General features: G+C 64.9%; 24 protein-coding genes. 9 read left to right on the plus strand and 15 right to left on the minus strand.

Translation table 11 applies throughout. The features are described 5' to 3' along the window. The first annotated feature begins 28 nt into the window (after nucleotides 1-28). Complete coding sequence (gene murA, locus CJO11_RS06315) at nucleotides 29-1312, plus strand: UDP-N-acetylglucosamine 1-carboxyvinyltransferase (protein ID WP_095011952.1); 1284 nt, start codon at nucleotides 29-31, stop codon at nucleotides 1310-1312. Between the two features lie 7 nt (nucleotides 1313-1319). On the opposite strand, the gene CJO11_RS06320 is transcribed toward murA, so the two are convergent. From CJO11_RS06320 to CJO11_RS06335, 4 genes are all read right to left on the minus strand, one after another. Further along, nucleotides 1320-1556, minus strand: a complete 237-nt coding sequence (locus CJO11_RS06320) for a ribbon-helix-helix domain-containing protein (protein WP_095013251.1) — start codon at nucleotides 1554-1556, stop codon at nucleotides 1320-1322. Nucleotides 1557-1602: 46 nt separating this feature from the next. Continuing rightward, nucleotides 1603-2457 (minus strand): class I SAM-dependent methyltransferase, encoded by an 855-nt coding sequence (locus CJO11_RS06325; protein WP_095011953.1) that lies wholly within the window; start codon nucleotides 2455-2457, stop codon nucleotides 1603-1605. Between the two features lie 108 nt (nucleotides 2458-2565). Continuing rightward, complete coding sequence (locus CJO11_RS06330) at nucleotides 2566-3861, minus strand: sugar MFS transporter (RefSeq protein WP_095011954.1); 1296 nt, start codon at nucleotides 3859-3861, stop codon at nucleotides 2566-2568. Nucleotides 3862-3989: 128 nt separating this feature from the next. After that, nucleotides 3990-6092: a malate synthase G gene (locus CJO11_RS06335; RefSeq protein WP_420823147.1), complete on the minus strand. Its 2103-nt coding sequence runs from the start codon at nucleotides 6090-6092 to the stop codon at nucleotides 3990-3992. 182 nt (nucleotides 6093-6274) lie between these two features. On the opposite strand from CJO11_RS06335, the gene msrB reads away from it, so the two are divergent. Both msrB and CJO11_RS06345 read left to right on the plus strand, forming a co-directional pair. After that, nucleotides 6275-6721: a peptide-methionine (R)-S-oxide reductase MsrB gene (gene msrB, locus CJO11_RS06340; RefSeq protein ID WP_095011956.1), complete on the plus strand. Its 447-nt coding sequence runs from the start codon at nucleotides 6275-6277 to the stop codon at nucleotides 6719-6721. 28 nt (nucleotides 6722-6749) lie between these two features. Then, complete coding sequence (locus CJO11_RS06345) at nucleotides 6750-8219, plus strand: protein adenylyltransferase SelO (protein WP_095011957.1); 1470 nt, start codon at nucleotides 6750-6752, stop codon at nucleotides 8217-8219. Nucleotides 8220-8222: 3 nt separating this feature from the next. Here CJO11_RS06345 and CJO11_RS06350 read toward each other — a convergent pair whose 3' ends face one another. Beyond that, the gene (locus CJO11_RS06350) at nucleotides 8223-8678 is read right to left on the minus strand and encodes a MaoC family dehydratase (RefSeq protein WP_095011958.1); all 456 of its coding nucleotides are present in this window, start codon (nucleotides 8676-8678) and stop codon (nucleotides 8223-8225) included. A gap of 164 nt (nucleotides 8679-8842) precedes the next feature. Between CJO11_RS06350 and CJO11_RS06355 the strand changes: the two genes are divergently transcribed. Next, a complete protein-coding gene (locus CJO11_RS06355; protein ID WP_095011959.1) occupies nucleotides 8843-9625 on the plus strand; it encodes an enoyl-CoA hydratase-related protein in 783 nt (260 codons plus the stop codon). Here the strand turns inward: CJO11_RS06355 and CJO11_RS06360 are convergent. The 4 genes from CJO11_RS06360 to CJO11_RS06375 form a co-directional block, all read right to left on the minus strand. Beyond that, complete coding sequence (locus CJO11_RS06360) at nucleotides 9612-10793, minus strand: glycosyltransferase (protein WP_095011960.1); 1182 nt, start codon at nucleotides 10791-10793, stop codon at nucleotides 9612-9614. The genes CJO11_RS06355 and CJO11_RS06360 overlap by 14 nt on opposite strands. Nucleotides 10794-10805: 12 nt before the next feature. Further along, nucleotides 10806-11321 (minus strand): DUF2141 domain-containing protein, encoded by a 516-nt coding sequence (locus tag CJO11_RS06365; RefSeq protein ID WP_095011961.1) that lies wholly within the window; start codon nucleotides 11319-11321, stop codon nucleotides 10806-10808. Beyond that, nucleotides 11318-12244: a hypothetical protein gene (locus CJO11_RS06370; RefSeq protein ID WP_095011962.1), complete on the minus strand. Its 927-nt coding sequence runs from the start codon at nucleotides 12242-12244 to the stop codon at nucleotides 11318-11320. Before CJO11_RS06370 ends, CJO11_RS06365 begins: the two co-directional genes overlap by 4 nt. A gap of 218 nt (nucleotides 12245-12462) precedes the next feature. Further along, nucleotides 12463-13218, minus strand: coding sequence for a DUF2334 domain-containing protein (locus tag CJO11_RS06375; protein ID WP_095011963.1), 756 nt, complete (start codon nucleotides 13216-13218; stop codon nucleotides 12463-12465). A gap of 257 nt (nucleotides 13219-13475) precedes the next feature. Here CJO11_RS06375 and CJO11_RS06380 point away from each other — a divergent pair, with 257 nt between their 5' ends. After that, entirely contained in the window at nucleotides 13476-14183 is a 708-nt protein-coding gene (locus CJO11_RS06380; protein WP_095011964.1) for a L,D-transpeptidase family protein, read from the plus strand. On the opposite strand, the gene tilS is transcribed toward CJO11_RS06380, so the two are convergent. The 5 genes from tilS to CJO11_RS06405 form a co-directional block, all read right to left on the minus strand. Then, on the minus strand, nucleotides 14173-15039 hold the full coding sequence (tilS, locus tag CJO11_RS06385; RefSeq protein WP_095011965.1) for a tRNA lysidine(34) synthetase TilS: 867 nt from the start codon (nucleotides 15037-15039) through the stop codon (nucleotides 14173-14175). The genes CJO11_RS06380 and tilS overlap by 11 nt on opposite strands. An 85-nt stretch (nucleotides 15040-15124) precedes the next feature. Next, a complete protein-coding gene (locus tag CJO11_RS06390) occupies nucleotides 15125-16096 on the minus strand; it encodes a tetratricopeptide repeat protein (RefSeq protein ID WP_095011966.1) in 972 nt (323 codons plus the stop codon). A gap of 146 nt (nucleotides 16097-16242) precedes the next feature. Next, a complete protein-coding gene (locus CJO11_RS06395) occupies nucleotides 16243-17115 on the minus strand; it encodes a helix-turn-helix domain-containing protein (RefSeq protein WP_095011967.1) in 873 nt (290 codons plus the stop codon). 155 nt (nucleotides 17116-17270) lie between these two features. Then, nucleotides 17271-19538: a phosphoenolpyruvate--protein phosphotransferase gene (gene ptsP, locus CJO11_RS06400; protein WP_095011968.1), complete on the minus strand. Its 2268-nt coding sequence runs from the start codon at nucleotides 19536-19538 to the stop codon at nucleotides 17271-17273. Between the two features lie 185 nt (nucleotides 19539-19723). After that, nucleotides 19724-19882: a YdcH family protein gene (locus CJO11_RS06405; RefSeq protein WP_338064660.1), complete on the minus strand. Its 159-nt coding sequence runs from the start codon at nucleotides 19880-19882 to the stop codon at nucleotides 19724-19726. 189 nt (nucleotides 19883-20071) lie between these two features. Here CJO11_RS06405 and CJO11_RS06410 point away from each other — a divergent pair, with 189 nt between their 5' ends. Together CJO11_RS06410 and CJO11_RS06415 are read left to right on the plus strand one after the other, a co-directional pair. Further along, complete coding sequence (locus tag CJO11_RS06410; RefSeq protein ID WP_095013253.1) at nucleotides 20072-20269, plus strand: YdcH family protein; 198 nt, start codon at nucleotides 20072-20074, stop codon at nucleotides 20267-20269. Between the two features lie 113 nt (nucleotides 20270-20382). Further along, nucleotides 20383-20838, plus strand: a complete 456-nt coding sequence (locus CJO11_RS06415; protein ID WP_095013254.1) for a DUF1465 family protein — start codon at nucleotides 20383-20385, stop codon at nucleotides 20836-20838. 9 nt (nucleotides 20839-20847) lie between these two features. Here CJO11_RS06415 and glpK read toward each other — a convergent pair whose 3' ends face one another. Continuing rightward, the gene (glpK, locus tag CJO11_RS06420) at nucleotides 20848-22308 is read right to left on the minus strand and encodes a glycerol kinase GlpK (protein WP_095011969.1); all 1461 of its coding nucleotides are present in this window, start codon (nucleotides 22306-22308) and stop codon (nucleotides 20848-20850) included. 56 nt (nucleotides 22309-22364) lie between these two features. Here glpK and CJO11_RS06425 point away from each other — a divergent pair, with 56 nt between their 5' ends. Together CJO11_RS06425 and CJO11_RS06430 are read left to right on the plus strand one after the other, a co-directional pair. Beyond that, nucleotides 22365-23237: an MBL fold metallo-hydrolase gene (locus CJO11_RS06425; protein WP_095011970.1), complete on the plus strand. Its 873-nt coding sequence runs from the start codon at nucleotides 22365-22367 to the stop codon at nucleotides 23235-23237. Nucleotides 23238-23384: 147 nt separating this feature from the next. After that, nucleotides 23385-24155 (plus strand): adenylate cyclase, encoded by a 771-nt coding sequence (locus CJO11_RS06430; RefSeq protein WP_095011971.1) that lies wholly within the window; start codon nucleotides 23385-23387, stop codon nucleotides 24153-24155. The last annotated feature ends 75 nt before the right edge of the window (nucleotides 24156-24230 follow it).

Here is a 24230-nt window from a genome sequence, read left to right on the forward strand (position 1 = left end):
GCGATCAAACGCGCTAAGGCCTGAAGTCATGGACAAGATCATCATCGAAGGCGGCAAGCGCCTTTCCGGCACGATCCCGATTTCCGGCGCGAAGAACGCCGCGCTCACGCTGATCCCCTGCGCGCTGCTCACCGACGAACCGATGACGCTGCGCAACCTGCCGCGCCTCGCCGATATCGACGGGTTCCAGCACCTGATGAACCAGTTCGGGGTGACGACCGTGATCCAGGGCAGTCGCCCCGAAGATTTCGGGCGGGTGATGAGCCTCGAAGCGACCCGGATCACCGGCACCGTCGCGCCGTACGATCTCGTGCGCAAGATGCGCGCCTCGATCCTCGTGCTCGGCCCGATGCTGGCGCGAATGGGTGAAGCGACCGTGTCGCTGCCCGGAGGCTGCGCGATCGGCAACCGCCCGATCGACTTGCACTTGAAGGCGCTCGAGGCGTTCGGGGCGACGATTGAACTCGCGCAGGGTTACGTGCGCGCGCACGCGCCGGATGGCGGGCTCCCGGGCGGCGAATTCGACTTCCCGGTGGTTTCGGTTGGCGCGACCGAGAACGCGCTGATGGCTGCGGTGCTGGCGAACGGCACCTGCCGCCTGCTCAATGCCGCGCGCGAGCCGGAGATCGTCGACCTGTGCAACCTGCTGGTGGCGATGGGCGCGGAGATCGAAGGGATCGGAGGGTCGGAACTGACGATCCACGGGGCCAAGCGCCTGCACGGGGCGACCTACCGCGTGATGGCCGACCGCATCGAAGCGGGTTCCTATGCCTGCGCCGCGGCGATTACCGGTGGCGAAGTCTATCTTGACGGAGCCAAGGCCGACGAAATGCAGGCCACGCTGCACGCGCTGCGCAACATCGGGGTCGAGTGCGAAGCCGACAAGAAGGGCGTGCGGATTGCTGCGAACGGCCCGCTCAAGGCAACCAACCTCACCACCGCGCCCTATCCCGGCCTTGCGACCGACATGCAGGCGCAGCTGATGGCGTTGCTGACGGTGGCTGAAGGCACCAGCGTGCTGACCGAGACGATCTTCGAGAACCGCTACATGCACGTGCCCGAACTGGCGCGCATGGGGGCCGATATCGAGACCAGCGGCCGCACCGCGATCGTCAAGGGCGTGAAGCAGCTGCACGGCGCGGAAGTGATGGCGACCGACCTGCGCGCTTCGATGAGCCTGGTGATCGCCGGGCTCGCCGCCGAAGGGCAGACGCAGGTCCGCCGCCTTTATCACCTGGATCGCGGCTACGAACGGCTCGAAGAAAAGCTCGCGCTGGTCGGCGCGCAGGTCGAGCGCGTCGGCGACGACTGACGCTGGCTCAACGCCCGGGCGCGTTCGCCACAAGCCAGATCCGGATTGCTCCCGCCAACCCGCACGGATGCTCGGCGCGGATACGCTCCTCGTCGATCCGTGCGACGAGCCCGGCGATCGGCACGCTTTCGCGTTCGGCCGCTTCGCGCAGCATGTCCCAGAACAGCGGCTCGAGGCTGATCGAGGTCTTGTGCCCGGCAATCGCAACCGAACGCTTGACCGGCGGGTGGTAGGGCGTTGTCATTCGCTGCTCCATAGCGCGCCGCACGCCATCTGTCCGCCCCGGCTGGCTAGGTCGCTTCGCTACCGATCAGCCAGCAAGCGCCCGGGAGGGCGACGCTCTCTCCCACCGTATGCGCAGCAAAGGCCTCGCGGATCGAGGCGGTCGCGGCGATCTTCACTTCGTCGGGTTGCGGGCGCAGCCAGCTGTTGACTGCGCCGATCAGAGTCGATTGCGCGACCGCTTCGTCGAGCCCGCGGCCGGCCGCAATGTCGAGATCGAGCGACAGTTTTTCGAACCGTGGTGCCGCCCATCCGGCGGCGGTGAGCACTTCGGAGGTATAGTCGGGATTGGCGAAGCCGAACATGCCCGGCGAATTGGGCGCACCAGCCGGGCGCGGCGGGATATGCGGCCGGACCGCGTCCATCGGCACTTCCATCCACTGGTTCTCTGCAAGCGGGGCCCAGCAGACCATCGCCAGACGTCCGCCCGGAGCCACCGACGAACGGATGTGCGCGAACGCAGCAACCGGATCGCCGAAAAACATCGTGCCGAACGCCGACACAACGAGATCGAATGTGCCGAGATCGGCGGTGGCGGCATCGGCTCGGTGCCAGGAAACATTGCCGATCACCGCTGCCTCGGCCCGGCGCTGCCCTTCGGCAAGCATCGGGCCGGAGATATCGACCCCGACTACCGAGCCGCTTTCACCCACTGCACGTGCGATGTCGAGCGTGACCGCGCCACATCCGCAGCCGACGTCGAGCACCCGCTCCCCGGCTTGCGGAGCGGCAAAGGCGAGCAGCGCGTCGGTTACCGGCTGGAGCGTGATGTCGGTGTGCGCTTGCCGCTCGACCCAGATATTGCCGCCGGTACCGTTCCAGAACGACAGCATGTCGGCATTGACTTCAGCGGCTTCGGTCATCGCTTGCGACCCTTCTTCGGATACATTCGGCTTGCAGACGGGCAGCCGCTATCCCCCGTCCTGCGGCCGAAATTCGACGGCGGCAAGTCTCCGAATTGCGGGGTCGGGTCAGGCGACTGCGGGTTTGCGGGCGAACACGCCGAACCCGGCGATGATCGCGTAGCAGATTGCCGGGATGATCAGGGCGAGCGCATAGCCGGTGTGGTCGGACGTGAACCCGTAGAGAGCCGGGATCACAGCGCCGCCGGCAATGGCGACGTTGATGATGCCGGAACCATCCGCCGCGCGCGGACCGAGCTTTTCGCAAGCGAGCGAGAAAATCGTCGGGAACATGATCGAATTCATCAGTCCCACGGCAAGCAGGGTATAGGCTGCAACCGTCCCATGGCTGTTGGCCGAAATGAGGATCAGCGTGATCGCGCCCAACGCATTGAACGCCAGCACCTTGCCTGGGCTGAACAACCGCAGCACGCCGGAACCAACGAACCGCCCGACCAGCGCGCCGCCCCAGTAGAACGATACGAGCCAGCCGATCGCTGCTGCACTCTGGTTGAGCACGCTTGCTTGCTCGAGATAGTTGATCATGAAGCTGCCGATCGACACTTCGGCACCAACGTAAAGAAAGATGCACGCCGCGCCGTAACCGAAGCGCGGCCGCCGCAGCAGCTTCAACCCGTCGATGAAGCTGGAATCCTCGTGGCGTTCGCCTTGTAATTTGTTGCGGAACATCCACACGACGCCCGCGACCACGGCAATCGCCAACGCCAGGCCGATGTAGGTCTTGGCGATGATCTGCGTCTCGGTCGCGCGATAGGCATCGAGAGCCGGACCCGAGAGATCGGAAGCACTGACACCAGCGATGCTGCCGAGGATGATCCCGGCGCCGACCAGTGGGAAGATCGTCGTGCCGAGCGAATTGAAAGCCTGCGCGAAGGTCAGGCGGCTATGAGTCGTCTTCGCTGGACCGAGCAGGCTGATCAGCGGGTTGGAGACGACCTGCACGATCACCACACCGCTCGCGAGCACGAAATACGCAAGCAGGAACAATTCGAAGACCGCCATCTGGCTCGCCGGGATGAACAGCAAACAGCCTACGATCATCAGCGAAAGACCGGCCGCAGCACCGCGCATGTAGCCGATCTTCTTGACCAACTTGGCGCCGGGGATGCCGACGATGGCGTAGGCGACGAAGAACCACACCTGCACCAGCGATACTTCGAAGTTGGAGAGCGTGAACAACTCCTTCAACTTGGGGATGATCACGTCGTTGAGTGAAGTGATCCCGCCAAAAATGAAAAACAGCCCGAAGACGAAGAACTGCAGTCCCGGCGCATTGATGTTCTGCCCGTCCGCATCCTCGGGTAGCGGATCAGTGCTGCTGGCAACGTCGGGGGCAAGGGCCATCGCGGTTCTATCCTCTCTATACCGGATGCCGGGTCTATCTACGCCCGACCATATTGTAAATGTGATCGTTCACATTCGCAATATGGTCAACAGGAATATGAATGCACGGGCCTTGCCGACCAGATCGTTCAGCCGAGCGCCTTCACCTTGCGGCGATAGGCGTGGAGCAACGGCTCGGTATAGCCGTTGGGCTGTTCGAGTCCTTCGAACACCAGCGCGCGTGCAGCCTGGAAGGCGAGGCTGCCTTGCGGATCGCTCGCCATCGGCTTGTATGCCGGATCGCCTGCATTCTGCGCATCGACCTTGGCCGCCATCCGCAGGAACACCGCATCGACTTCCTCGGGAGTTGTGACCCCGTGATGCAGCCAGTTGGCGATGTGCTGGCTGGAAATGCGCAGGGTTGCACGGTCTTCCATCAGCCCGACGTCGTTGATGTCCGGCACTTTCGAACAGCCGACCCCTTGGTCGACCCAACGCACGACGTAACCGAGGATGCCTTGCGCGTTGTTCTCCAGTTCCTCGCGCACTTCGCCTTCGGACCAGTTGGTCCCTTCGGACACCGGGATCGTCAGCAGGTCCGACAGGGCCGCAACCGGCTCGGCGGCGCGTTCGGACTGACGCGCGAACACATCGACTGCGTGATAGTGCGTCGCGTGGAGCGTCGCGGCGGTCGGGCTCGGCACCCACGCGCAGTTGGCCCCGGTCATCGGATGGCCGATCTTCTGTTCGAGCATGGCAGCCATCAGGTCCGGCATCGCCCACATGCCCTTGCCGATCTGCGCCTTGCCCGAAAGACCGCAGGCGAGCCCGATCTGGACGTTGCGATCCTCGTAGGCGGTGATCCACGGCGTGGTCTTCATCGCGCCCTTGCGCAGCATCGGGCCGGCCTGCATCGCGGTGTGCATCTCGTCACCCGTCCGGTCGAGGAAGCCGGTGTTGATGAACATGATCCGGTCCTTCACCGCCTCGATGCAGGCGGCAAGGTTGACGCTGGTCCGGCGTTCCTCGTCCATCACCCCGACCTTGAGCGTGTTGCGCGCCAGCCCCAATAGGTCTTCCACCGCATCGAACAGATCGTTGGTGAAGCGCGCTTCCTCCGGCCCGTGCATCTTGGGCTTGACGATATAAACCGATCCTTCGCGGCTATTGGCCAGCTTGCCGAGCCGCTTGAGATCGTGGAGCGCGACAAGGCTGGTGACGATCCCGTCGAGAATGCCCTCGGGTGCTTCACTGCCATCGGCGAGGTGCACCGCAGGGGTCGTCATCAGGTGGCCGACATTGCGCACCAGCAACAAGCTGCGCCCATGCAGAGTCAGCGGCGAACCGTCGGTCGCGGTGTATTCGCGGTCGGGGTTGAGAGCGCGGGTCATCATCTTCCCGCCCTTCTCGAAGGTATCCTCAAGGTCGCCCTTCATCAGGCCGAGCCAGTTGCGATAAGCCAGCACCTTGTCTTCGGCGTCGACCGCCGCAACCGAATCCTCGCAGTCGCAGATCGTCGAAACGGCGGCTTCGAGGATCACGTCAGCGACCCCTGCCGGATCATCCTTGCCGATCGGGTGGTCGCGATCGACCACGATCTCGATGTGCAGGCCGTTGTTCTTGAGCAGCAGGTTGTCGCCCGCGGTGCCGACAAGTTGCGACTGGTCCTTCAATTGCGGCGCGGTGCCGTCCCAGTCGGCCCACGAGCCACTGGCGAGCGGTACCGCCTTGTCGAGGAACTCGCGTGCCCACGCGATCACCTTCGCGCCGCGCTTGGGATCGTAACCCTTGCCTTCCGCTTCGCCGGGGATCGCGTCGGTGCCATAGAGCGCATCGTAGAGGCTGCCCCAGCGCGCATTGGCCGCGTTCAAGAGGAACCGCGCATTGAGGATCGGCACCACCAGCTGCGGACCGGCGACGGTTGCCAGTTCGCTATCGACTTTTTGCGGATCGGCGGTGAACGGGGCGGGCTCGGGCACGAGATAGCCGATCTCGGTGAGGAACGCGGTGTAGCCGTCCATGTCCTCGATCTTGCCCGGGTTGGCCTTGTGCCAATCGTCGATCTTGGCCTGGATTGCGTCGCGCTTGGCCAGCAGCTCGCGGTTGCGCGGGGTAAAGGTGTCGAAGATCCTCGCCGCACCCGTCCAGAAGTCGTCATCCGAAATGCCGGTGCCGGGCAGTGCCTCGTTCTCGATAAACGCGGCAAGTTGCGGGGCAACGCGCAAGGTGCTTCGCTGGATCGGGTCGCTCACTGAATCTTTCTCCTCGCGCATAGGTATGCAAACCCGGTCGCGTTACCGTGCCGCTTGCCGGTCTCGCAAGGTGCAATCGGGTTGTCCCGGCGATAGTATGGCTTGCCCACTCAGGGGCGGATTGAACTCGGGCGGCGAAGGCTTACCTTGCTCGCGAGACCGAACCCGCCGGAGAATTGCCGATGCTCACCTGGAATGCCGTCGTCGCCCGCGCGAAGGAGGGCAATCCCGCCCCGCCCCGCCGGGTGGAAAGAAGCGAGGCGGAATGGCGCGCGCAGCTGAGCGACGAACAGTTCTATGTCACCCGCCAGCACGGTACCGAACGGCCGTTCAGCAGCGAGATGTGCTCGCTGTTCCAGCCGGGCCGCTACGCCTGCGCGTGTTGCGGCACCGAACTGTTCGATTCGGCGACCAAGTTCGAAAGCGGCACCGGCTGGCCGAGCTTCGGCGAACCGGTGGAAGACGCCGTGGTTTCCTACCACGCCGACACCAGCCACGGGATGGTCCGCATCGAAGCGCTGTGCGCGGTATGCGATGCGCACCTGGGCCATGTGTTCCCCGACGGCCCACCGCCGAGCGGCCTGCGCTATTGCATGAACGCGCTCTCGCTGGAGAAGGTCCACGACTGACGCACCTGCCCTCGACCAGACCGAAACCATTGCCGCCGGCTGGAGCTTCGACAACAGCTTCGCGCGCCAGCTCGAAGGGTTCTACGCGCCGTGGCAGCTCGAACCGGTCGCTGCGCCGCAACTGCTGCATTTCAATCGCGGGCTGGCCGAACGGCTGGGGCTGGGGTTCAACGGCCTGAGCGAAGCGGACCTTGCGCGAATCTTTGCCGGAAACGCATTGCCCGAGGGTGCGGATCCGATCGCGCTTGCCTATGCGGGGCACCAGTTCGGGCAGTTCAACCCGCAACTGGGCGATGGGCGGGCACTGCTGCTGGGCGAAGTCGTCTCGCCCGACGGCCAGCGGTTCGATATCCAGCTCAAGGGTTCGGGCCGCACGCCGTTCTCGCGCAATGGTGACGGGCGATCGGCGCTCGGCCCGGCGCTGCGCGAATATCTCGTGTCCGAAGCGATGGCCGCGCTTGGCGTGCCGACCACGCGCTCGCTCGCGGTGGTGGCGACCGGCGAGAAGGTCCAGCGCGAACGGGCCGAGCCTGGCGGCATCAGCACGCGCGTCGCGGCGAGCCATATCCGCGTCGGAACCGTGCAGTTCTTCGCTGCACACCTTGGGCCGGATTACGTGCGCCAACTGGCCGACTACACGATCGCACGGCACTATCCGGCAGCGGCCGAAGCGGAAAATCCCTACCTCGCGCTGTTCGAGATGGTGATGGACGCGCAAGCCGCGCTCGTCGCGCAATGGATGAACCTCGGCTTCATTCACGGGGTCATGAACACCGACAACATGGCGCTTTCGGGCGAAACGATCGACTACGGCCCGTGCGCCTTCATCGACAGCTACGATCCGCGCACAGTGTTCAGCTCGATCGATACGCAAGGCCGCTATGCGTTCGGCAACCAGCCGTTTATTGCTCGCTGGAACCTGATCCAGCTGGGCAATGCGATGCTGCCGGTGATCGCCGAACAGGACGATGCGGCGACCGAGAAGGTTACCGCGCTGCTCGAACAGTTCCCGGAACGCTACATCGCCGCGTGGCTCAAGGGGATGCGCCGCAAGCTTGGCCTGGTTGACGTGCAGGAGGGCGATCTCGACCTTGCCAGCCGCCTGATGAAGGCGATGGAAGGGCAGTCGGTCGATTTTACGCGGTTCTTCCGCGCGCTTGCCCGTGTGCCCGCGGAAGGGCCGGGTATCGCATCCGCGCTGTTCGACGACCCGGCGGTTGGCGAGGCATGGATCGCCGAATGGCTGACCCGGATCGAAGGCGATTCCTTGTCCGCCGCCGACCGCCGCGCCGCGATGGACGCCGCCAACCCGGTCTACATCCCGCGCAACCACAAGGTCGAGGAGGCGCTCGCCGCAGCGATCGAGGGAGACATGGCACCGTATGAACGCTTGCTCGATGCCGTGACGCGCCCGTTCGAGGAGCGTGACGGGTTCGAGGAGTACGCCCGGCCCGCGCCTGACAGCTTCGGGCCCTACGTCACCTTCTGCGGCACCTGAGCCTCAGGTGTCGGGCCGCCCCTTCATCAGCGCGTTGCGGGTGCATCTGGCGACCAACTCGCCGTGCTGGTTGGTGCAGGTGTGTTCGAACTCGACGATCCCCTGCCCGGGGCGCGACCTGCTTTCGCGCAAGGAAATCACCTTGGTGTGCGAGCGCAGTGTATCGCCCGCGAACACCGGCTTGGGAAATACCACGTCGGTCATGCCCAGGTTCGCCACCGTGGTGCCCATCGTCGTGTCGTAGACGCTCATCCCGATCATGATCCCGAGCGTGTAGAGGCTGTTGAACAGCGGCTTGCCGAACTCGGTGCTTTCGGAAAAGTGGTTGTCGACGTGCACCGGCTGCGGGTTCAGCGTCATCAGGCTGAACTGGATGTTGTCGTACTCGGTCACCGTGCGCGAAAAGGCATGGTCGAATTCCTGCCCGACCGCGAAATCCTGGAAGTAGAGGCCTGGCATCGAAGTGCTCCCTGGCTACCGACGTCGATCGCCGGATTACCCGCGAGCGCCTATCACTACTGCGCAGGTTCGCCAACTTGCCCTCGACAGCGGTCGGCAAGCAATGCCAATAAGTCCTCGAATCGAACCTAACACGCCCGGACAGCGGGAGCGGGAGAGCACGAATGGCATACGAAACGATCAAGGTAGAGCGCAGCGGAGACGTCATGAAGCTGACGCTCAACCGGCCCGAGCGGCTCAACGCCTGCCCTCCGCAGATGGCCGACGAGATCTTCGCTGCCGTGCGCGATCGGGGCGATGTGCGCGCCATCCTGGTGACCGGCGAAGGCCGCGCGTTCTGCTCGGGCGCAGACCTTGCCGCCAATGCGCAATCCTCGATCACCGGCGGCGACCGAGCCTATTCCTCGCTGCAGGGGCACTACAATCCGATGATCGCGTTGCTCGCCAGCGTGCCGGTGCCGGTGGTCAGTGCGGTCAACGGCCCGGCCGCGGGCGTTGGCTGCTCGATCGCACTAGCGGCAGACTTCGTGATTGCCGGCAAGAGCGGCTATTTCCTGCAAGCGTTCGTCAATATCGGGCTGGTTCCCGACGGCGGATCGAGCTGGATGCTGCCGCGCCTGGTCGGCAGCGCGCAAGCGACCCGGATGATGATGCTGGGCGAGAAGATCGGCGGCGAAGAAGCCGAACGGATCGGCCTTATATACAAGTGCGTCGAAGACGATGCGCTGGCGGGCGAAGCGACCGCGCTCGCCGAGCGTCTTGCGAGCGGCCCGACCGTTGCGCTGGGCCTGATGAAGCGTACCATGCGTGCTGGCCTCTCGGCCGACTTCACCACCACATTGCAAACCGAAGCCGAAACCCAGCGGCAGGCAGGCGGCACGGCCGATGCCGCCGAAGGAGCAATGGCGTTCCTGCAAAAGCGCAAGGCCGCGTTCAAAGGCGCGTAGCGGCAACCTTGATGGTTTCGAGCGGGATCGCAGTACCGCCGACCGCTGCGTAGCTCGCGAAAAGGTCTGCGAAGTGCTCCTCCATCGTTCGGCTCTTGGCGGTGAACGCAGGAAACGGCTGGCTGAACATCTGCGTGATCGCATCGGCTGCGCTCGCGGCGCTTCCGGCCTTGTAACGTAGCCCCGCGCCATTGCGTGCGTGGTCCGCTGCGCCGCCCAGGTCCGGCACGATCGACGGCGTACCTGACGCGCGCGCTTCGGCAGCGGCCATGCAGAAGGTCTCTGCCTCGCAGCCGTGGATCAATGCATCGGCGCTGGCGACGATCCGGGGAAACTTCTCGCGGCTGGTTTCCGGCCCGAACACACGGATATGTGGGTTGCCGCCGATCCGCTGCTGGATCGTGCGTTTTTCCTTGCCCTGCCCGAACAGGACCAGGCCCAGTGGAAAACGTTGCCCGGCCGAATGCACCGCGTCGACCACCATCGGCCAGCGCTTTTCCGCCGACAGCCGCCCGACGCCAAGCAGCAGGTGCGCATCGGGCGGTAAGCGGCATTCGCGCAGCAGTTCCGCCCGCAATTCCGGGTCGCGCTTGGACGGCGAAAACCGATGAGCTTCGATTCCCATCGGGTTGATCTCGACATTGGCAACCCCGCCGCGGCGGAGCCGCTCGCCGAGCTCGTGGCTCGCACAGACCACCCGGTCGTAGACCTCGCCCATCGCGCGCATATGGTCCCAGAACTGGTAGAAATGCCTATCGATCGTCTCGCGCCGGAACGGCGGGGCGAGCCAGCGATAGGCATAGGCCGACATCGGATCGGCATGCATCACCATCGAACGCGGAGCCGCACCGTCCCACTTGGCGACCATCGCCGCGCTGTGCCACGGCGAGGACACTTCGACGAAGTCCGGCGCGAGCGCATCGAGCGCGTCGTGCACCTGGTCGGTATCGTCGAAATAGTGATACTTCCGATCGAGCGGAAACTTCGGGCACGGTACGTAAACGATCCGCGCGCCCGGCCCGCGCTCGATCACTTCGTGCCGCGCACCGGGGGCAAGGATCGTAATCTCCTGGCCGAGCTGCGGACCGATGGCGAGCTTCTGTTCGACATAGGTCCGCACACCGCCGCCATGCGGGGTATAGAAACCGCAAACGTCAACGATGTGCATGGGCCAAGGCCCTTAGCGCTTGAGCGGAGCAACTCCAAGCCCGTGGCGATAGTTCATCACGACGTCGATCGGCGTCGGCTTGGTACCAGCCTGGACGGCTACCTTGTCCGCCTTCGGCTTGCCCCAGCCCAGCCGGGGGTTGTTCGAAAAGCCGATGCCATCGACCGTCCAGCCGAACTTGCGGTTTTCGTCGCGGTCATGCAGCACGCTGACCGCGTAGGTCCCGGCGCTCGGCACCCGGATGCAGATCGGCGGAGTCGTACTCGCTGGCACTACCACCCGGCTGAAGGTCTTGCCTTCGTTTATGAGGATGTTGTCGTCCTGCAGGAAATCCTGCTTGGTGGCGGGATAGACCTCGATCTTGAGGTTGCCCCTTGTGTCTTTCATGCCCACGGGAGTGACCATGAACGAAGGGCCGCTCTCGTTGGGTCGGCACTTCCCGGCCGCAATCCCGAGATCGGGGGTTGACGGGACGGGAGCCGCTGCGACGAGCAGCAACCCGGCTGCGGGGAGCAGTAGAGCTCTCATTTGGCTATCTCCGGTCTGACAAGATCGGCCACGCCGAGCACTGCTGCGACGCTGAGGTGCGTGATCAGCAGCAGGCCGGCCATCATCGCCATGAGCGTGCCGATCGCGATGTCCTGGCCGAAAAGGAACACCGCGAGCCCGGCGAACACGACATCCTTGTTGGGGATGAAGGGCAGGCGAGAAATGAGCATGCGGACGGTGGCAAGGAACAGCCACCAGACCACGGGTACGTTGCTGAGCGCGAGGTGCCACAGCAGCGCTGCGAGCGCGATCGAGGCGATGATGCGCGCGATATGCACTCCGAAAATGAACACCAGTTCCTTGCGCGAGAGCGAGAAGATCGTCTTGCGAAACGCCATCGCCGCAATTGAAATGAGCAGCACCACGGCCAGCGACCACAGCAGCGCACGGCTACCCTGCTGCAGGATCGTGCTGCCGATCATCGGCCACACCCCGATCAGCAGGATCAGGGTAATGGCGTTGCCGGCGACAGCCGAAAGGATCGCAACGTCCTTCACCGCGCCGAACGGGGCAGCGACCATCGCGGTGCGCTTGCGCGCCCATGAATAGAAATAGGCTTCACCGAGATAGCCGAGCAGCAGTTCGTTGGCGACGAGCTTGCGGAGCAATGCGCCGAACCCGCTCACGGGGATATGCCACAACCGCCTGAAAATGATCCATTCGCTGATCGGGCCAGCGAGGTAGAAAAACGGGAAGACCAGCCAGAACAGCGGCGAGCGCGGGATGAGCGCCCATAGCTCCACAAAATTGAGCGAGCGCAGCTGCCACGCCACCGCACCCAGCAACGCCAGCGAAACCGCCATCGGCAGCAGGTTCCACAGCTTGTTGCGCGTGGGACGGTCGAGCGGTGCCAGCTCGATGCGGTCGCTGTCAGGCGTCAAGGCAAGCGCTTCCTGCGTCATGGTGTGACGTTGCGTCGGTCCAGTCTTGTCCAGAGTGCGGGTCTTCGGTCTTCGTGCCGGCCGATTGGCGGCACGACTTCTCGGTACCTGCGAAGTAGACAGCGGCAGATTTATCCAGTGTGAATTCTCCGGCCAGCAAAGCGTCAGGTGCCGGCATCGCCTGGCAAGTACGGCCATGCGGCTGCGGATAGGGAAGTGTGATCGCCATGCGCCTGCGCTCAGTTCGCCTGATGACCGACAAGGTCGGCGTAGCGTGCAGCGGGGCGACGGCGGGCAAATGCAGACACCGTCCGGTCGATATCGGCTAGGATCGATGTCTTCGTGACATCGCCGGGATGGACCGCCACCCGCACGGTCTCGAGCGGGCGCAGCGCGGTGCGCGCCAGCCCGGCGAAGAACAATGACGAAGCCGTGCGCATGGTCGAGCGGCTCGCCCAGGTTATCACCGGCCCGCGCGCGAGGATCGCGCCATCGGACGGGCACCAGACGCGGAAATGGTCTTCGGCCAGGCGAAAGCCGACTTCCGACAGCGCTTCGCGCGCGCCATCGCCATAGAGCCAGGCCGGCGCGACGAACCCGGCCGCCTCGCGTCCGGTCACATCTTCGACCAGCGCCTTGCCTTCACGCATTCGCCGCGCGGCCTCGCCACGCGACAGGCCGAGGAACTCGCCTTCGCCGGCGGTCATGTGCTTCGCCTTGAAGCTGGCGAGACCATCGTGCTCGGCGAGGTCCTTGTGGAACCACCCGTGGACGAACATCTCGACCCCGCGATCGGCCCAGCCGCGCAGCTTGGCACGATATCCGGCGTTGCGTTGGAGCGGATTGGCTCCCCAATGGTCGGGCACCACCAGCATCGCGAACCGCGGCCCGCCAAGCAGTGCTTCGAGCCGATCGACCAGCCGGTCCACCTGTTCGGAAAATCCCGGGCCGACGTCGTGGATCGAGACGAGCAGACGCGGCGCGCTCACTGGCACGGTACCCCGAAGGGGGGCGCTGCTCGATCGACAGCGCCGGATAGGCTCGGTTCGGTTCGCATGGGTTGTCCCGCTTCAACGGGTAGTGAGCGGGGGGGTAAATTCAAGTGCGGATCGCTGGATTTGCGGTCAATACGGGTCAGATATCGCCTGATTGGCGGCAAGGGCGTTAACCTTTGGGACGCGCCCGTCCCGCCGGGGGACGCGCCTGCACCGCGCGCTGGCACACACCGAGGCACTGCGGCATAACCTGCTGTATGGACACGATGGTCAAATGGATCGGGGGAGCGACGGCAGCCGTAGTGCTTGCATTCGCCGGGGCCACAATCGCCGGTGATATGGTTGCACCCGCCAAAGAAGCGCCTGCACCGAGCCTGGTCGACGCGATCCCGGTCGACCAAGCAGCGCTGACCAAGGACAACGCCGCCGAAGCCGACAAGGCTGCGATGGCCGCAACCGAGGCGCGCCTCGAGAAAGCCTCCGACAAGAAACCGGTCGACCAGCAATTCGTCGTCAAGCGGATCCTCGATATCAAGGGCCCGATCAAGTACGGCCAGTATTTCTGGGACGACAAGGGCGTGCCCGATGGCCCGATCGTGATGACCGTCGATCTCGATGCCCGAGTGCTTTCGGTGTTCAGGGACGGTTACGAGATCGGCGCCGCCGCCGTACTGCTCGGCACCGACGAATATCCCACACCGCTCGGAACTTTCCCGATCCTGCGCAAGCAGCGCTACAACGTGTCCGAGAAATACGGCAACGCACCGATGCCGTGGAGCATGTTCCTGACCCGCGACGGGGTGGCTATCCACGGTGGGCACGCGGTCGAAAACGGCTATGCCAGCCACGGTTGCATCTCCGGGCCGGACGGGTTCGTCTCCAAGATTTTCGCGATCGCCAAACCGGGCGACAAGGTCATCATCACGCGCGGCAAGATGATGACGAAGGGCGATTCTATCCTTTGAGCGGAGCGCGCGGCGGTTCGCGGCGCAGTTCCCAGCTCTCGCCAAGTGATCGGGCGAGCACTCCCGCGACATTGCCTCCGCGACCATGGCGCAAATCCCGCTCCAACTGAGCGACGGCCGTACCGCGCGGCTCTCCGCCCAGCGATGCGATTGCCCGTGCGAGCACCCGCAACCGGATCGCCAGCGGCGCCGACGGGGCGTAACGGATCGTGCCCTCTGCCTCCTCGACGCATTCGTCCCACTCGCGCGCCGCAGCCCAGTCGAGCGCCTCGTCGGCATCTGAAAGATGGGCTGCGCTTTTCGCCAGCGCGCCGGCATCGAGCCAGTCGGCGGTGGCGAGCGCAGCGCGAACCCGGGTCCGATCGAAGCGATCGTCCACGTTCGACGGATCGACCGCGGGTGACAGGTGCGCTGCCTTGCAGATTTCCTCCAGCTCCCGCTTCCGCCAGCCGAACAGCGGCCTGACGAGCACCGCGCCGCCCGGAGCATTCCCGCGCGCGCGCACTCCGGCAAGACCTGCCGCTCCGCTCGCCCGGTTGAGCCGCATCAGCAGCGTCTCGGCCTGGTCGTCGGCATGATGCGCGGTCGCGAGCGCGTCGAGACCTCGCCCTGCCAACCACGCCTCGAGCGCAGCATAACGCGCAGCGCGCGCTTTCGCCTGCAGGTTGCCCGGCGCCACTTCGACCGACAGGGTCGAATGGGGGATGCCAAGATCGGCACAGATCGACGCGACCATCGCCGCTTCATCGGCACTTGTTTCCCGCAGACCATGATCGACGGTCGCCGCCTCGACCTGGTCCGGCAGGGCGTGGTGCGCCAACAGCAGCAGCGCCAGGCTGTCCGGCCCGCCCGACACGGCGACGCCCAGCCGCCCGCCTTCGGGCCAGACCTTCGACAGGTCGGCCCGGAAGCGGTCAATCAGTTCGGGCGGAAGCGCCGTATCAATTGCACTTCACTTTCTTTAGATCGCCCTCGTACTGGTCACGCAGGCGGCCCGAGGCAATCGCAGGATAGGTCTCGCTGAATTCGGCCAGCGCAATGCACGCGCGCTTGGTATCCTTCTCGACGATCATCGCATCGGCGAGATAGAGCAGGCTGTCGGGCGCGCGGGCACCCTGCTTGTCGGCCTGGTAATTCTTGAGGAACCACGCCGCCGCCTGCTGCGGTTTGCCGTCGTCGAGATAGGCGCGGCCCAGCAGGTTGCGGGCATAGCTGATCCGCCAGTGATCCGGATACTTGTCGACAAACATCGTCAGCTGCTGCTCGGCCTCGGGGTAGAACTTGGCATCCCACAGGCGGAATCCGTAGCTGTACTCGTCATCGCCGGCATCGTCGGTCTTGGGCTTGGTGATCGCCTGCACCGCCGCCAAACGCTGGGCGCTCGGGCCGGTGTTACTGGCGGCTTCGGGGGCTTTGTCCGGTTTGGCAGGGGCGGGAGCAGGCTTCGCATCCGAACCGCCTGTCATCGCCTGCAGGTTCGAATCGACCGCTTCGCCGTTGTCGGGCTTGGCCGCGTCCGTAGGCGCGTTCGCATCCGCCGCCTTGCCCTTGTCGAGGGCGTCCAGCCGCGCATTGATCAGGTTGATCGCGTTGGTGTTGACCTCGGTCTGGGCCGTAATCTGCGCCAACTGCGATTCGAGCGCATCGAGCCGGGCGAGGATATCGGTCACCGCAGTCGGAGATGCGGTGTTGGTAGTGGTCGTTGGTGCGGTTTGCTGCTGTGTAATCTGCGGCTCGAAGAACTTGCCGTCGGCACCCGGGAAGACCTTGCGCTGGAGCGCGCGAATTTCCGCTTCCACCTTGCGCAAGCGTGCGGCGGTGTCGGTATCCTGCGCGGCGGCAGGCATTGCCGCGCCGGCGATGGCAACGAGCGCCAGCGGCGCAGCAATAGCCCGAATGGTGAGAATTCTCATGTGATCCCTTCCGTCCGATGAACCCTGGTCGGCCAGACTTGCAGCGCCCGGCAGAATGCTACCTGAACGCCGACTGCGGCACGATTGCCGCCATATCCCCGGCTTGTCGAGCGCGTTCCCCGGCTAAATCGGGCAAAACCGCGCGTTCAGTTCGCCGAACCCGTTGCGACCGGGGCAGGAGTCGGTGCCGGTGTCGCCGGAGCCGACGTTGCTGGCTGCGCCGGGGTCGGCGCGGGCCGAGCCAGCAATGCCGCAGCAGTTACCGGGACATCCTTCATGGTCACCTGCACTTCCGACAACTTGGGCACCGCCTGTCCGCCGATCGTGATCGCGAACGCCTCGGGCCGCCCGGTCCAAACCATCGGTCCGCTTGCGTCGGCTGGCACGGTGTAACTTTCGCCCTTGGCCATCTGTTTCTGCATCAGCTGCTTGCCGCTGGCATCGTAAAACTTGATCCACGAACCGTCCTCGAGCGATGTAAACACCACCGACCCCCCGGTTGGTGTCGGTGACGGCATGGAGGCGGGCGCTGGTGCTGTGCTGGCAGGTCCCGCCGGTGCCTTGTCAGGCCCAAGCAGCGAGGCCGGGCCCGCTCCGGGCGCGATGACCCGGCTGTAGAACATCGTCCCGCCGACCAGCAGGAGGATCACTGCGGCGATACTGAGGACCGTGAGCCCACGCGAGGGGACCCGCGCCGGATCGCCCGGCTCGAACGTTGCCACCCGCTGACGTTCGGCGGGATCGCTGTCCGCCAGGTCGGCCCGCACCTCGTCAAGGACCTGCCCTTCGTCGAGACCAAGCAGGCGCGCGTAGGTGCGCGAAAACCCGATCGCATAGGTTCGCGCCGGAAGCTCGGCAAAGCGCCCTGCTTCGATCACTTCGAGGTGGCGCTGCGGGATACGGGTTTCCGCCGCAACTTGCGCGAGCGTCATTCCCGCCTTTTCGCGCGCGAGCCGCAAGCGCTCGCCAGCACCGTGCAGCGGTAGTTCGTCCTCCGGCATGGCGGTATCATTGTCCATGAAGCGTCCTGAGAATGCGACCCCACCCCTTGGGATTTACGCCAGATGAGAGGAGCCACATCCGACTGTCAAGCGCGCGATTCGGTGTCTCGAAAGGCGAGCGATGAAATGGGCAGTGTGCGCGGCGAACGCAGCCGAGAAGCCGCCAAGCGCATTCAGTCGGTGTCGATGCCGCGCTCTTCGGCCCAATGCTGCAACGCGGCACGCATATCTGGCGGTGGCGAGGAGAGCCATTCGTTCATCACCTGGCCAATTTCCTTCAGGTCTACCTTGCGCACCAGTTCCTTAATCGGGCCAACGCCTGCCGGGGTTATTGAAAGCTTGCGGAATCCCAGCCCGAGCAAGGCCAGAGCCTCGAGGCGGCGACCACCCATCTCACCGCAGATCCTAAGGTCAACCCCGCTCCCTTCCACGCCCAGCACCACCCGGCGCAGGAACCGCAGGATTGCCGGGCTCAGCCAATCGTAACGTTCGGCGAGCTTCGGATTGGCGCGGTCGGCGGCGAACAGGAACTGGGTGAGATCGTTCGTCCCGACCGACAGGAAGGAAAGTCGGGGCAGCAACTGGTCGAGCACTTCGGCCAGCGCCGGAACTTCCAGCATGGCGCCGTACCTGATCGCTTCGGGAAGGATCTTCTTCTGCTTCTTGAGGAATGCCAGTTGTCCGTCGAAGACGGCCTTTGCGGCATCGAACTCCCACGGCTCGGAAACCATCGGGAACATCACATAGAGAGATCGTCCCGCAGCCGCTTCGAGCAATGCCCGCGCCTGGACCTTGAGCAATCCTTCGCGCTCGAGCGCCAGTCGCAGCGCACGCCAGCCCATCGCCGGGTTCTCGTCGTTCTCGGCCTCCTCGGATGCGACATAAGGCACCGCTTTGTCGCCGCCGATATCGACCGTCCGGAAGATCACCGGCTTGTCGCCCGCCGCATCGAGCACATCGCGATAGAGCCGGGTCTGTCGTTCGCGCTGGGGCATAGTGGCGGAGACGAGGAACTGGAACTCGGTGCGAAACAACCCGATCCCGTCGGCACCGACCAGTGGCAGCGCGTCCATGTCGTCACGCAGGCCGGCGTTCATCATCACCTGGATGCGGGTGCCGTCGCGGGTGAACGGTTCGACATCGCGCAGTTCGGCATAAGCGGCCTGCCGCTCCTTGGTACGGGCAAAGCGCTCGGCAAAGATGTCAATCGTTTGCTGAGAAGGCCGGACGTGAGCGATCGCCTTGTCGGCATCGAGCAGTACTTCGTCGCCGTCGCGCACGATCCCGCGAATCCCGCGCGCACGGCCGAGCACCGGCACGCCCATTGCGCGGGCAACGATCACCACGTGCGCAGTGAGCGAGCCTTCCTCGAGGATCACGCCCTTCAATCGCCGCCGGTCGTATTCGAGCAGCTCTGCAGGGCCGAGGTTGCGCGCGATCAGGATCGTATCGCGCCGCAGCCCTTGCGTTGCGGCAGTACCCAGCTGGCCCGAGACGATCCGCAGAAGCCGGTTCGACAGGTCCTCCAGGTCGTGCATGCGATCCGCCAGCAGCGGGTCGTCGATCTCGCGCATCCGCATCCGGGTGCGTTGCTGGACCCGTTCGATCGCCGCTTCGGCCGTGAGCCCGGAATCGATCGCTTCGTTGATCCGCCGGCTCCAGCCTTCGTCGTAAGCGAACATCTTGTAGGTCTCGAGGATGTCCTCGTGTTCACCACCGGTGCCGAATTCGGCCTGGCTCGACATCGCATCGATCTGGTCGCGCATCTTGTCGAACGCGCGGTAGACCCGTTGGCGCTCGGCCTCGATATCATCCGCCACCACCTGGTCGATATGCACGCGCGGCTGGTGGAACACCGCAAATCCCGACGCGAGGCCTTTGACCAGGCTGAGGCCGGGGACCATCTGCGGGCCGGTCAAGGCTTCGCCCAGCGTGCCCGCCTCTTCATCGACAAGGCCGGCGTGGGCGATCATCTCGCTGAGGACCATCGCGACGGTCTGCAGCGCTTCGATCTCGACGTCTTCGTAGCGCCGCGGATCGGCATGCTGGACGCACAGCGTACCCACCGCGCGTTCGCGATAGACGATCGGCACACCCGCAAACGAATGGAACTTCTCTTCCCCCGTTTCCGGGCGATAGGCAAAGTCGGGATGCGCCGCCGCTTCGGCGAGGTTGAGTGTCTCGATCCGGTCGGCGATCACTCCGTTGAGGCCTTCGCCGATCGCGAGCCGCGTGACATGGACCGCGCTCTGTTCCAGCCCGCGGGTGGCGAACAGTTCGAGCATGCCTTCGCGCAGGAGGTAGATCGAGCAGACCTCGCTATCAAGGTTTTCGCCGATAATCTCGACCACGCGGTCGAGCTTGCCTTGCGGATACATCCGCGAGGCCATCACCTCGTGCAGCTGGGTGAGGATCGATCGGGCAGCGGCGGCGGCAGTCATCTTCGCGTTGCCCTAGCGGATTGTGCACCGTATGGGAATCGCGCAGTCGGTATTCTCGCAATGCCGGGCAAATGGCGCGCGCAAACGCCGATCCATCGCGTTCGCGGCGCGCCATCCTCCCGTCCCCCTCGGGGGAGGGTCGCTCGCGCCGGGCAGCAGGGGACGCTGATGGCGCGAACCGGCGGTCAGAGCTCGTTGAGCTCTTCCTTGATCCTGAGCTTTTGCACCTTGATCTGCTTGATCGTCTCCGCGTTGGGCGCCGGGCGATTCATCTCATCGCGCAATCGGGCTTCGAGGCCTGCATGCTTGGTCTGGAGGGCGTCGGCGTGGGACGATGACAGCATCTCGTTCTCCTCTTGCGGGTGCAACCCGAACAGGCGACTCGTGCCATCTGGCGGCACGTGCCGCTCAAGTGTCATACAACCATAATATTGACGACTTGCGAACCCCTGCCGATCGCCTATTCGATCAACAGCGACGATTTCCGCGACGAGGCGTTGGCTGCGGTTGCATCGGATGGGGACCCAGGACGGATGACCGACGAAGAACTGCGCAAGCGGCTGGCGATGCTCCGCACCGAACATCGCGACCTCGATGCAGCGATCGAAGCGCTGACCGCCGCCGGATCGACCGACCAGTTGCAAATCGCCCGCCTCAAGAAGCGCAAGCTCCGGCTGCGAGACCAGATCGCGATCATCGAAGACCAGCTGATCCCGGACATCATCGCCTGATCGCACTGAGGACGGCGCATTTCTGTCCCGCGCCGGGACAGCACCCCAATACCCGCCGGAAAATGCGGTTACCGATATGGCCCGGCGGAATGGGCGGGAGTAGCCTTGGCGAAATGGGGAGACCACACAACATCAGCCAGCCGATCGTCGAGTCGCTGTATTGCGAAGCGCTGGTGCTTGCCGACGATGTGCGGGCGGCATTCGACCTCTCGCCGCATCGGAGCGAAAGCGACGACCTGACACGGATCGCAATGTCCGCCGAAGGACTGCGAACGACGACCCGGATGATGCACCTGCTCGCCTGGTTGCTCAACCAGCGAGCCCATTTCGCGGGTGAGCTGAGCGAGTTCCAACTCCGCCGACACGGTGCACTGCCGGCCGATCGCCCGGCCGATCCGGATAACCTCGCGCTGTTCGAACCCGAAACGCGCGCGCTGATCCGCGAAACCGAAGCGCTCCACCGGCGAGTGTCCCGGCTCGACGCGGCATGGCGCGAAAGGTTCGCGGCAAGCCCTTCGTCTGCGGCGCGCAACCTGCACGAGAGACTCGACCGCGCGCTCGGGGAATGAACCCGGCGGCTAGACCGCCGCCAACGCCCGCTTCCACCGATCGAGCCGCGCGGACCGGGCCGCATCGTCGATCCGTGGGCTGAAGGTGCGAACCTTGCCGCGCATCGCTGTCGCAGCCTCTTCGAGCGACGCGAACAGCCCGGCCCCGGTCGCGGCCAGGATCGCAGCCCCGAGCGCGGTCGTCTCGACCATGTCGGGCCGCTCGACTTCGAGCCCGAGAACGTCTGCCAGGTCTTGCGCCATCCAGTCATTGGCGCTCATCCCGCCGTCGATCCGCAGGTCGGTCCACGGCGCACCGTCGGCGGCAAAGGCTTCGGCCAAGTCGTGCGTCTGGTGCGCCATCGCCTCCAGCGCGGCCCGCGCCACATGCGCCTTGCCGGTCGCGAAACTGAGGCCCGTGATCACGCCGCGTGCATCCGCCAGCCAGTGCGGCGCGCCGAGGCCTGAGAGCGCCGGCACGATTGTCACCCCACCGCTGTCGGGAACCGAGCGGGCGAGCGCTTCGGTTTCGCTCGCGCTGGCGATCACGCCGAGCGAATCGCGCAGCCACTGGACAAGGCTTCCGGCAACGAACACCGAGCCTTCGAGCGCATAAGTCCGCTTGCCCTTGTGCTGCATCAGTACCGTGCCGAGCAGGCGGTTGTGCGACTGCGGGATTTCGCTGCCCTTGTTGGTCAGCACGAACGCCCCGGTGCCGTAGGTCGCCTTGGTCTCGCCGAACGCGAAGCAGCCCTGCCCGATCGTCGCCGCCTGCTGGTCACCGGCGATCCCGGCGATCGGGATCGTCGGTCCGAGCAGGTCGGTCATCGCCAGCGCGCCATGCGTATCAACCACTTGCGGCAAAGCCGAGTGCGGCACCCCGAACACCTCGCACAATCCCGGGTCGTACTGCGCGCCTTCCAGCGACAACAGCAAGGTGCGACTGGCGTTGCTGGCATCGCTGAGGTGCTCGCCGCCGGTGAGATTGTAGAGCAACCACGATTCGACCGTGCCGAATGCCAGCCGACCCGCCGCTGCTGCCGCGCGCACCTGCCCGTCGTTTTCGAGCATCCAGCGCATCTTGGAGGCCGAGAAATACGGGTCGAGCAGCAGGCCGGTCGCCTGCTGGATCGCGGGCTCTTCGCCGGCTGCTTTCAGGTCAGCGCAGAAATCGGCGGTACGCCGGTCCTGCCACACGATCGCGCGGGCGAGCGGTTCGCCGCCCTGGCGATCCCACGCGACAACCGTCTCGCGCTGGTTGGTGATGCCGATCGCGGCAATGCTCCCGTGGCCGACCTTGGCCGCCACCTCGCGCATGCAGGCGAGCATCCGGTCGCGAATCTCGCCCGCATCGTGCTCGACCCATCCCGGCTTCGGATAATGCTGCGAGAGCGCTTGCTGCGCCACCGCTGCCACATTGCCGGCGAGATCGAACGCGATCGCGCGGGTCGAAGTCGTGCCCGAATCGAGGACGAGGACGTGGTCTGCCATGTGCAATCTCTCCTGAGCGCGTGACATGGCGCAGCCCAACCCCCATATGCAAGGGGATGGCCGGACCACCCCCCAAGCCCTGGCCGACCGGATTGGTCGAGCAACCCGAGCCGCTGGTGCGCCGCGTGCTCGCCCCCAATCCGTCGCCCTATACCTACACCGGGACGCAAACCTACCTGGTGGGTGCCGACGAGCGGATCGCGGTAATCGATCCCGGCCCGGACGAACCCGAGCACGTCGCCGCGCTATTGGCCGCCATTGGCGATGCCGAAGTGGCGGCGATCATGTGCACCCACACCCACCGCGATCATTCGCCCGCCGCCCGGCCGCTGGCAGACAAAACCGGCGCGCCGATTGTCGGCTGCGCGCCGCTAGTGCTCGACGACAGCGGACCGCGTGCCGATGCCGCATTCGACCGCCACTACGAGCCCGACCGCGTGCTTGAAGATGGTGAAGCGATGACCGGCCCCGGTTGGACACTGACCGCGGTCGCCACTCCAGGTCACACCTCGAACCACTTGTGCTTCGCGCTCGAACAGTCGGGCGCGCTGTTCACAGGGGACCACGTGATGGCCTGGTCGACGAGTGTAGTGGTGCCGCCCGACGGCGACATGGCCGCCTACATGGCGAGCCTCGAAAAGCTCTACGCGCGCAGCGATACCGTCTATTACCCGGCGCACGGCCCCGCGGTCGAGAAACCACGCCAGCTGGTGCGCGGGATGATCGGCCACCGCCGCCAGCGCGAGAACCAGATAATCCGTTTGCTCACGGAGCAATCCCGTTCGGCTGCGGACCTCGTGAAGCCGATGTACAAGGGGCTCGATCCCCGGCTCGAAGGGGCAGCGCGCATGAGCGTGACTGCCCACCTGCTCGATCTCGAGCGGCGCGGCATCGTTGCGCGATCGGGCGACGACTGGCGAATGAACTGAAGCGCCTGCTCGAATCGGCCAGCCACCGGATTTTCCGGCGAAAACATACAATAGGCCCTCGTTGACCTGCGGCGAATAGCGGCTACCCTTGTTGCAATCGAGAAAACAACGGTCGCTTGTCCTTGGAACCTGTGAGGAAAGCGAGCCATGGCAACGGCACCCGCAGAGCAATTCGCGCTCGAAAACCAGCTCTACTGGCGCATCGCGGTTTCGCTCTCCGTCTTCATTCTCATTGCGTTCGGTGCATTCAACGCGCTCGGCGTGGTCGATATCACGCAGATGCCCCGTTCGACCCACCTCCACGCGATCGTGATGATCAGCTGGCTAGGGTTCTACCTTTTCCAGAGCCGCCTCGGTGCGGGGGCCAATGTCGCATTGCATAGGAAGCTCGGCTGGTTCGGCGCGGTGTTTGTCGTGCTGATCTTCGCGACTGCGTGGAACACCGGATTCACGACGCACGCACTCGGGCGAACTCCGCCGGCCTTCTCCCATTCCTATTTCCTTGCGCTGACTCTCATCGAGCCGGCGATGTTCGTCGCGATGGTGTTCGCCGCCATCATTTTGCGCAAGCAGACCGACTGGCACCGACGGCTGATGCTGGGCGGGCTCGTCATCCTGCTCGAGCCGGCGCTGGGGCGTGCGCTCCTGATCCTGTCGGTTCCGATGATGGGCGGTCCGGAGAGCGCGATTCCGTTCTTCGCCGCACACCAATGGGTGCTGCCCATGATGCAATTGTTCGTGCAGGTCGTCATCGTGCTGGTGATCATGCTCTACGACCAGATGATCCGCGGCACGACCCATCCGGCGTTGCGCTGGGTGCTGGGGGCCGTAGTGCTCAACTACGCATTGATCTGGACGCTATCGATCGAACCGACGTTCAGGAGCTGGTCGCTCGCCCTATGGAAGAGCGCGGCCTGAGCACTACAGGGTTCTGTCAACAACCGGCAAGTTGATTGCGAAGGCGCGCAGGTATAGCAAACGCGCGGGTCGCAG

The sequence above is a fragment of the Tsuneonella mangrovi genome (assembly GCF_002269345.1).
In the GTDB taxonomy this organism is placed as follows: domain Bacteria; phylum Pseudomonadota; class Alphaproteobacteria; order Sphingomonadales; family Sphingomonadaceae; genus Tsuneonella; species Tsuneonella mangrovi.

Coding starts and splice junctions, on each gene's coding strand:
- CJO11_RS06395 (WP_095011967.1), bottom strand. CDS start 17,115: ATGGACAATGATACCGCCATGCCGGAGGACGAACTACCGCTGCACGGT.
- CJO11_RS06390 (WP_095011966.1), bottom strand. CDS start 16,096: ATGAGAATTCTCACCATTCGGGCTATTGCTGCGCCGCTGGCGCTCGTT.
- CJO11_RS06330 (WP_095011954.1), bottom strand. CDS start 3,861: ATGGCCCTTGCCCCCGACGTTGCCAGCAGCACTGATCCGCTACCCGAG.
- CJO11_RS06425 (WP_095011970.1), top strand. CDS start 22,365: ATGGCCGGACCACCCCCCAAGCCCTGGCCGACCGGATTGGTCGAGCAA.
- CJO11_RS06415 (WP_095013254.1), top strand. CDS start 20,383: ATGGGGAGACCACACAACATCAGCCAGCCGATCGTCGAGTCGCTGTAT.
- CJO11_RS06405 (WP_338064660.1), bottom strand. CDS start 19,882: ATGCTGTCATCGTCCCACGCCGACGCCCTCCAGACCAAGCATGCAGGC.
- CJO11_RS06355 (WP_095011959.1), top strand. CDS start 8,843: ATGGCATACGAAACGATCAAGGTAGAGCGCAGCGGAGACGTCATGAAG.
- CJO11_RS06365 (WP_095011961.1), bottom strand. CDS start 11,321: ATGAGAGCTCTACTGCTCCCCGCAGCCGGGTTGCTGCTCGTCGCAGCG.
- CJO11_RS06430 (WP_095011971.1), top strand. CDS start 23,385: ATGGCAACGGCACCCGCAGAGCAATTCGCGCTCGAAAACCAGCTCTAC.
- ptsP (WP_095011968.1), bottom strand. CDS start 19,538: ATGACTGCCGCCGCCGCTGCCCGATCGATCCTCACCCAGCTGCACGAG.
- CJO11_RS06410 (WP_095013253.1), top strand. CDS start 20,072: ATGACCGACGAAGAACTGCGCAAGCGGCTGGCGATGCTCCGCACCGAA.
- CJO11_RS06360 (WP_095011960.1), bottom strand. CDS start 10,793: ATGCACATCGTTGACGTTTGCGGTTTCTATACCCCGCATGGCGGCGGT.
- murA (WP_095011952.1), top strand. CDS start 29: ATGGACAAGATCATCATCGAAGGCGGCAAGCGCCTTTCCGGCACGATC.
- CJO11_RS06350 (WP_095011958.1), bottom strand. CDS start 8,678: ATGCCAGGCCTCTACTTCCAGGATTTCGCGGTCGGGCAGGAATTCGAC.
- CJO11_RS06325 (WP_095011953.1), bottom strand. CDS start 2,457: ATGACCGAAGCCGCTGAAGTCAATGCCGACATGCTGTCGTTCTGGAAC.
- CJO11_RS06370 (WP_095011962.1), bottom strand. CDS start 12,244: ATGACGCAGGAAGCGCTTGCCTTGACGCCTGACAGCGACCGCATCGAG.
- msrB (WP_095011956.1), top strand. CDS start 6,275: ATGCTCACCTGGAATGCCGTCGTCGCCCGCGCGAAGGAGGGCAATCCC.
- glpK (WP_095011969.1), bottom strand. CDS start 22,308: ATGGCAGACCACGTCCTCGTCCTCGATTCGGGCACGACTTCGACCCGC.
- CJO11_RS06320 (WP_095013251.1), bottom strand. CDS start 1,556: ATGACAACGCCCTACCACCCGCCGGTCAAGCGTTCGGTTGCGATTGCC.
- CJO11_RS06380 (WP_095011964.1), top strand. CDS start 13,476: ATGGACACGATGGTCAAATGGATCGGGGGAGCGACGGCAGCCGTAGTG.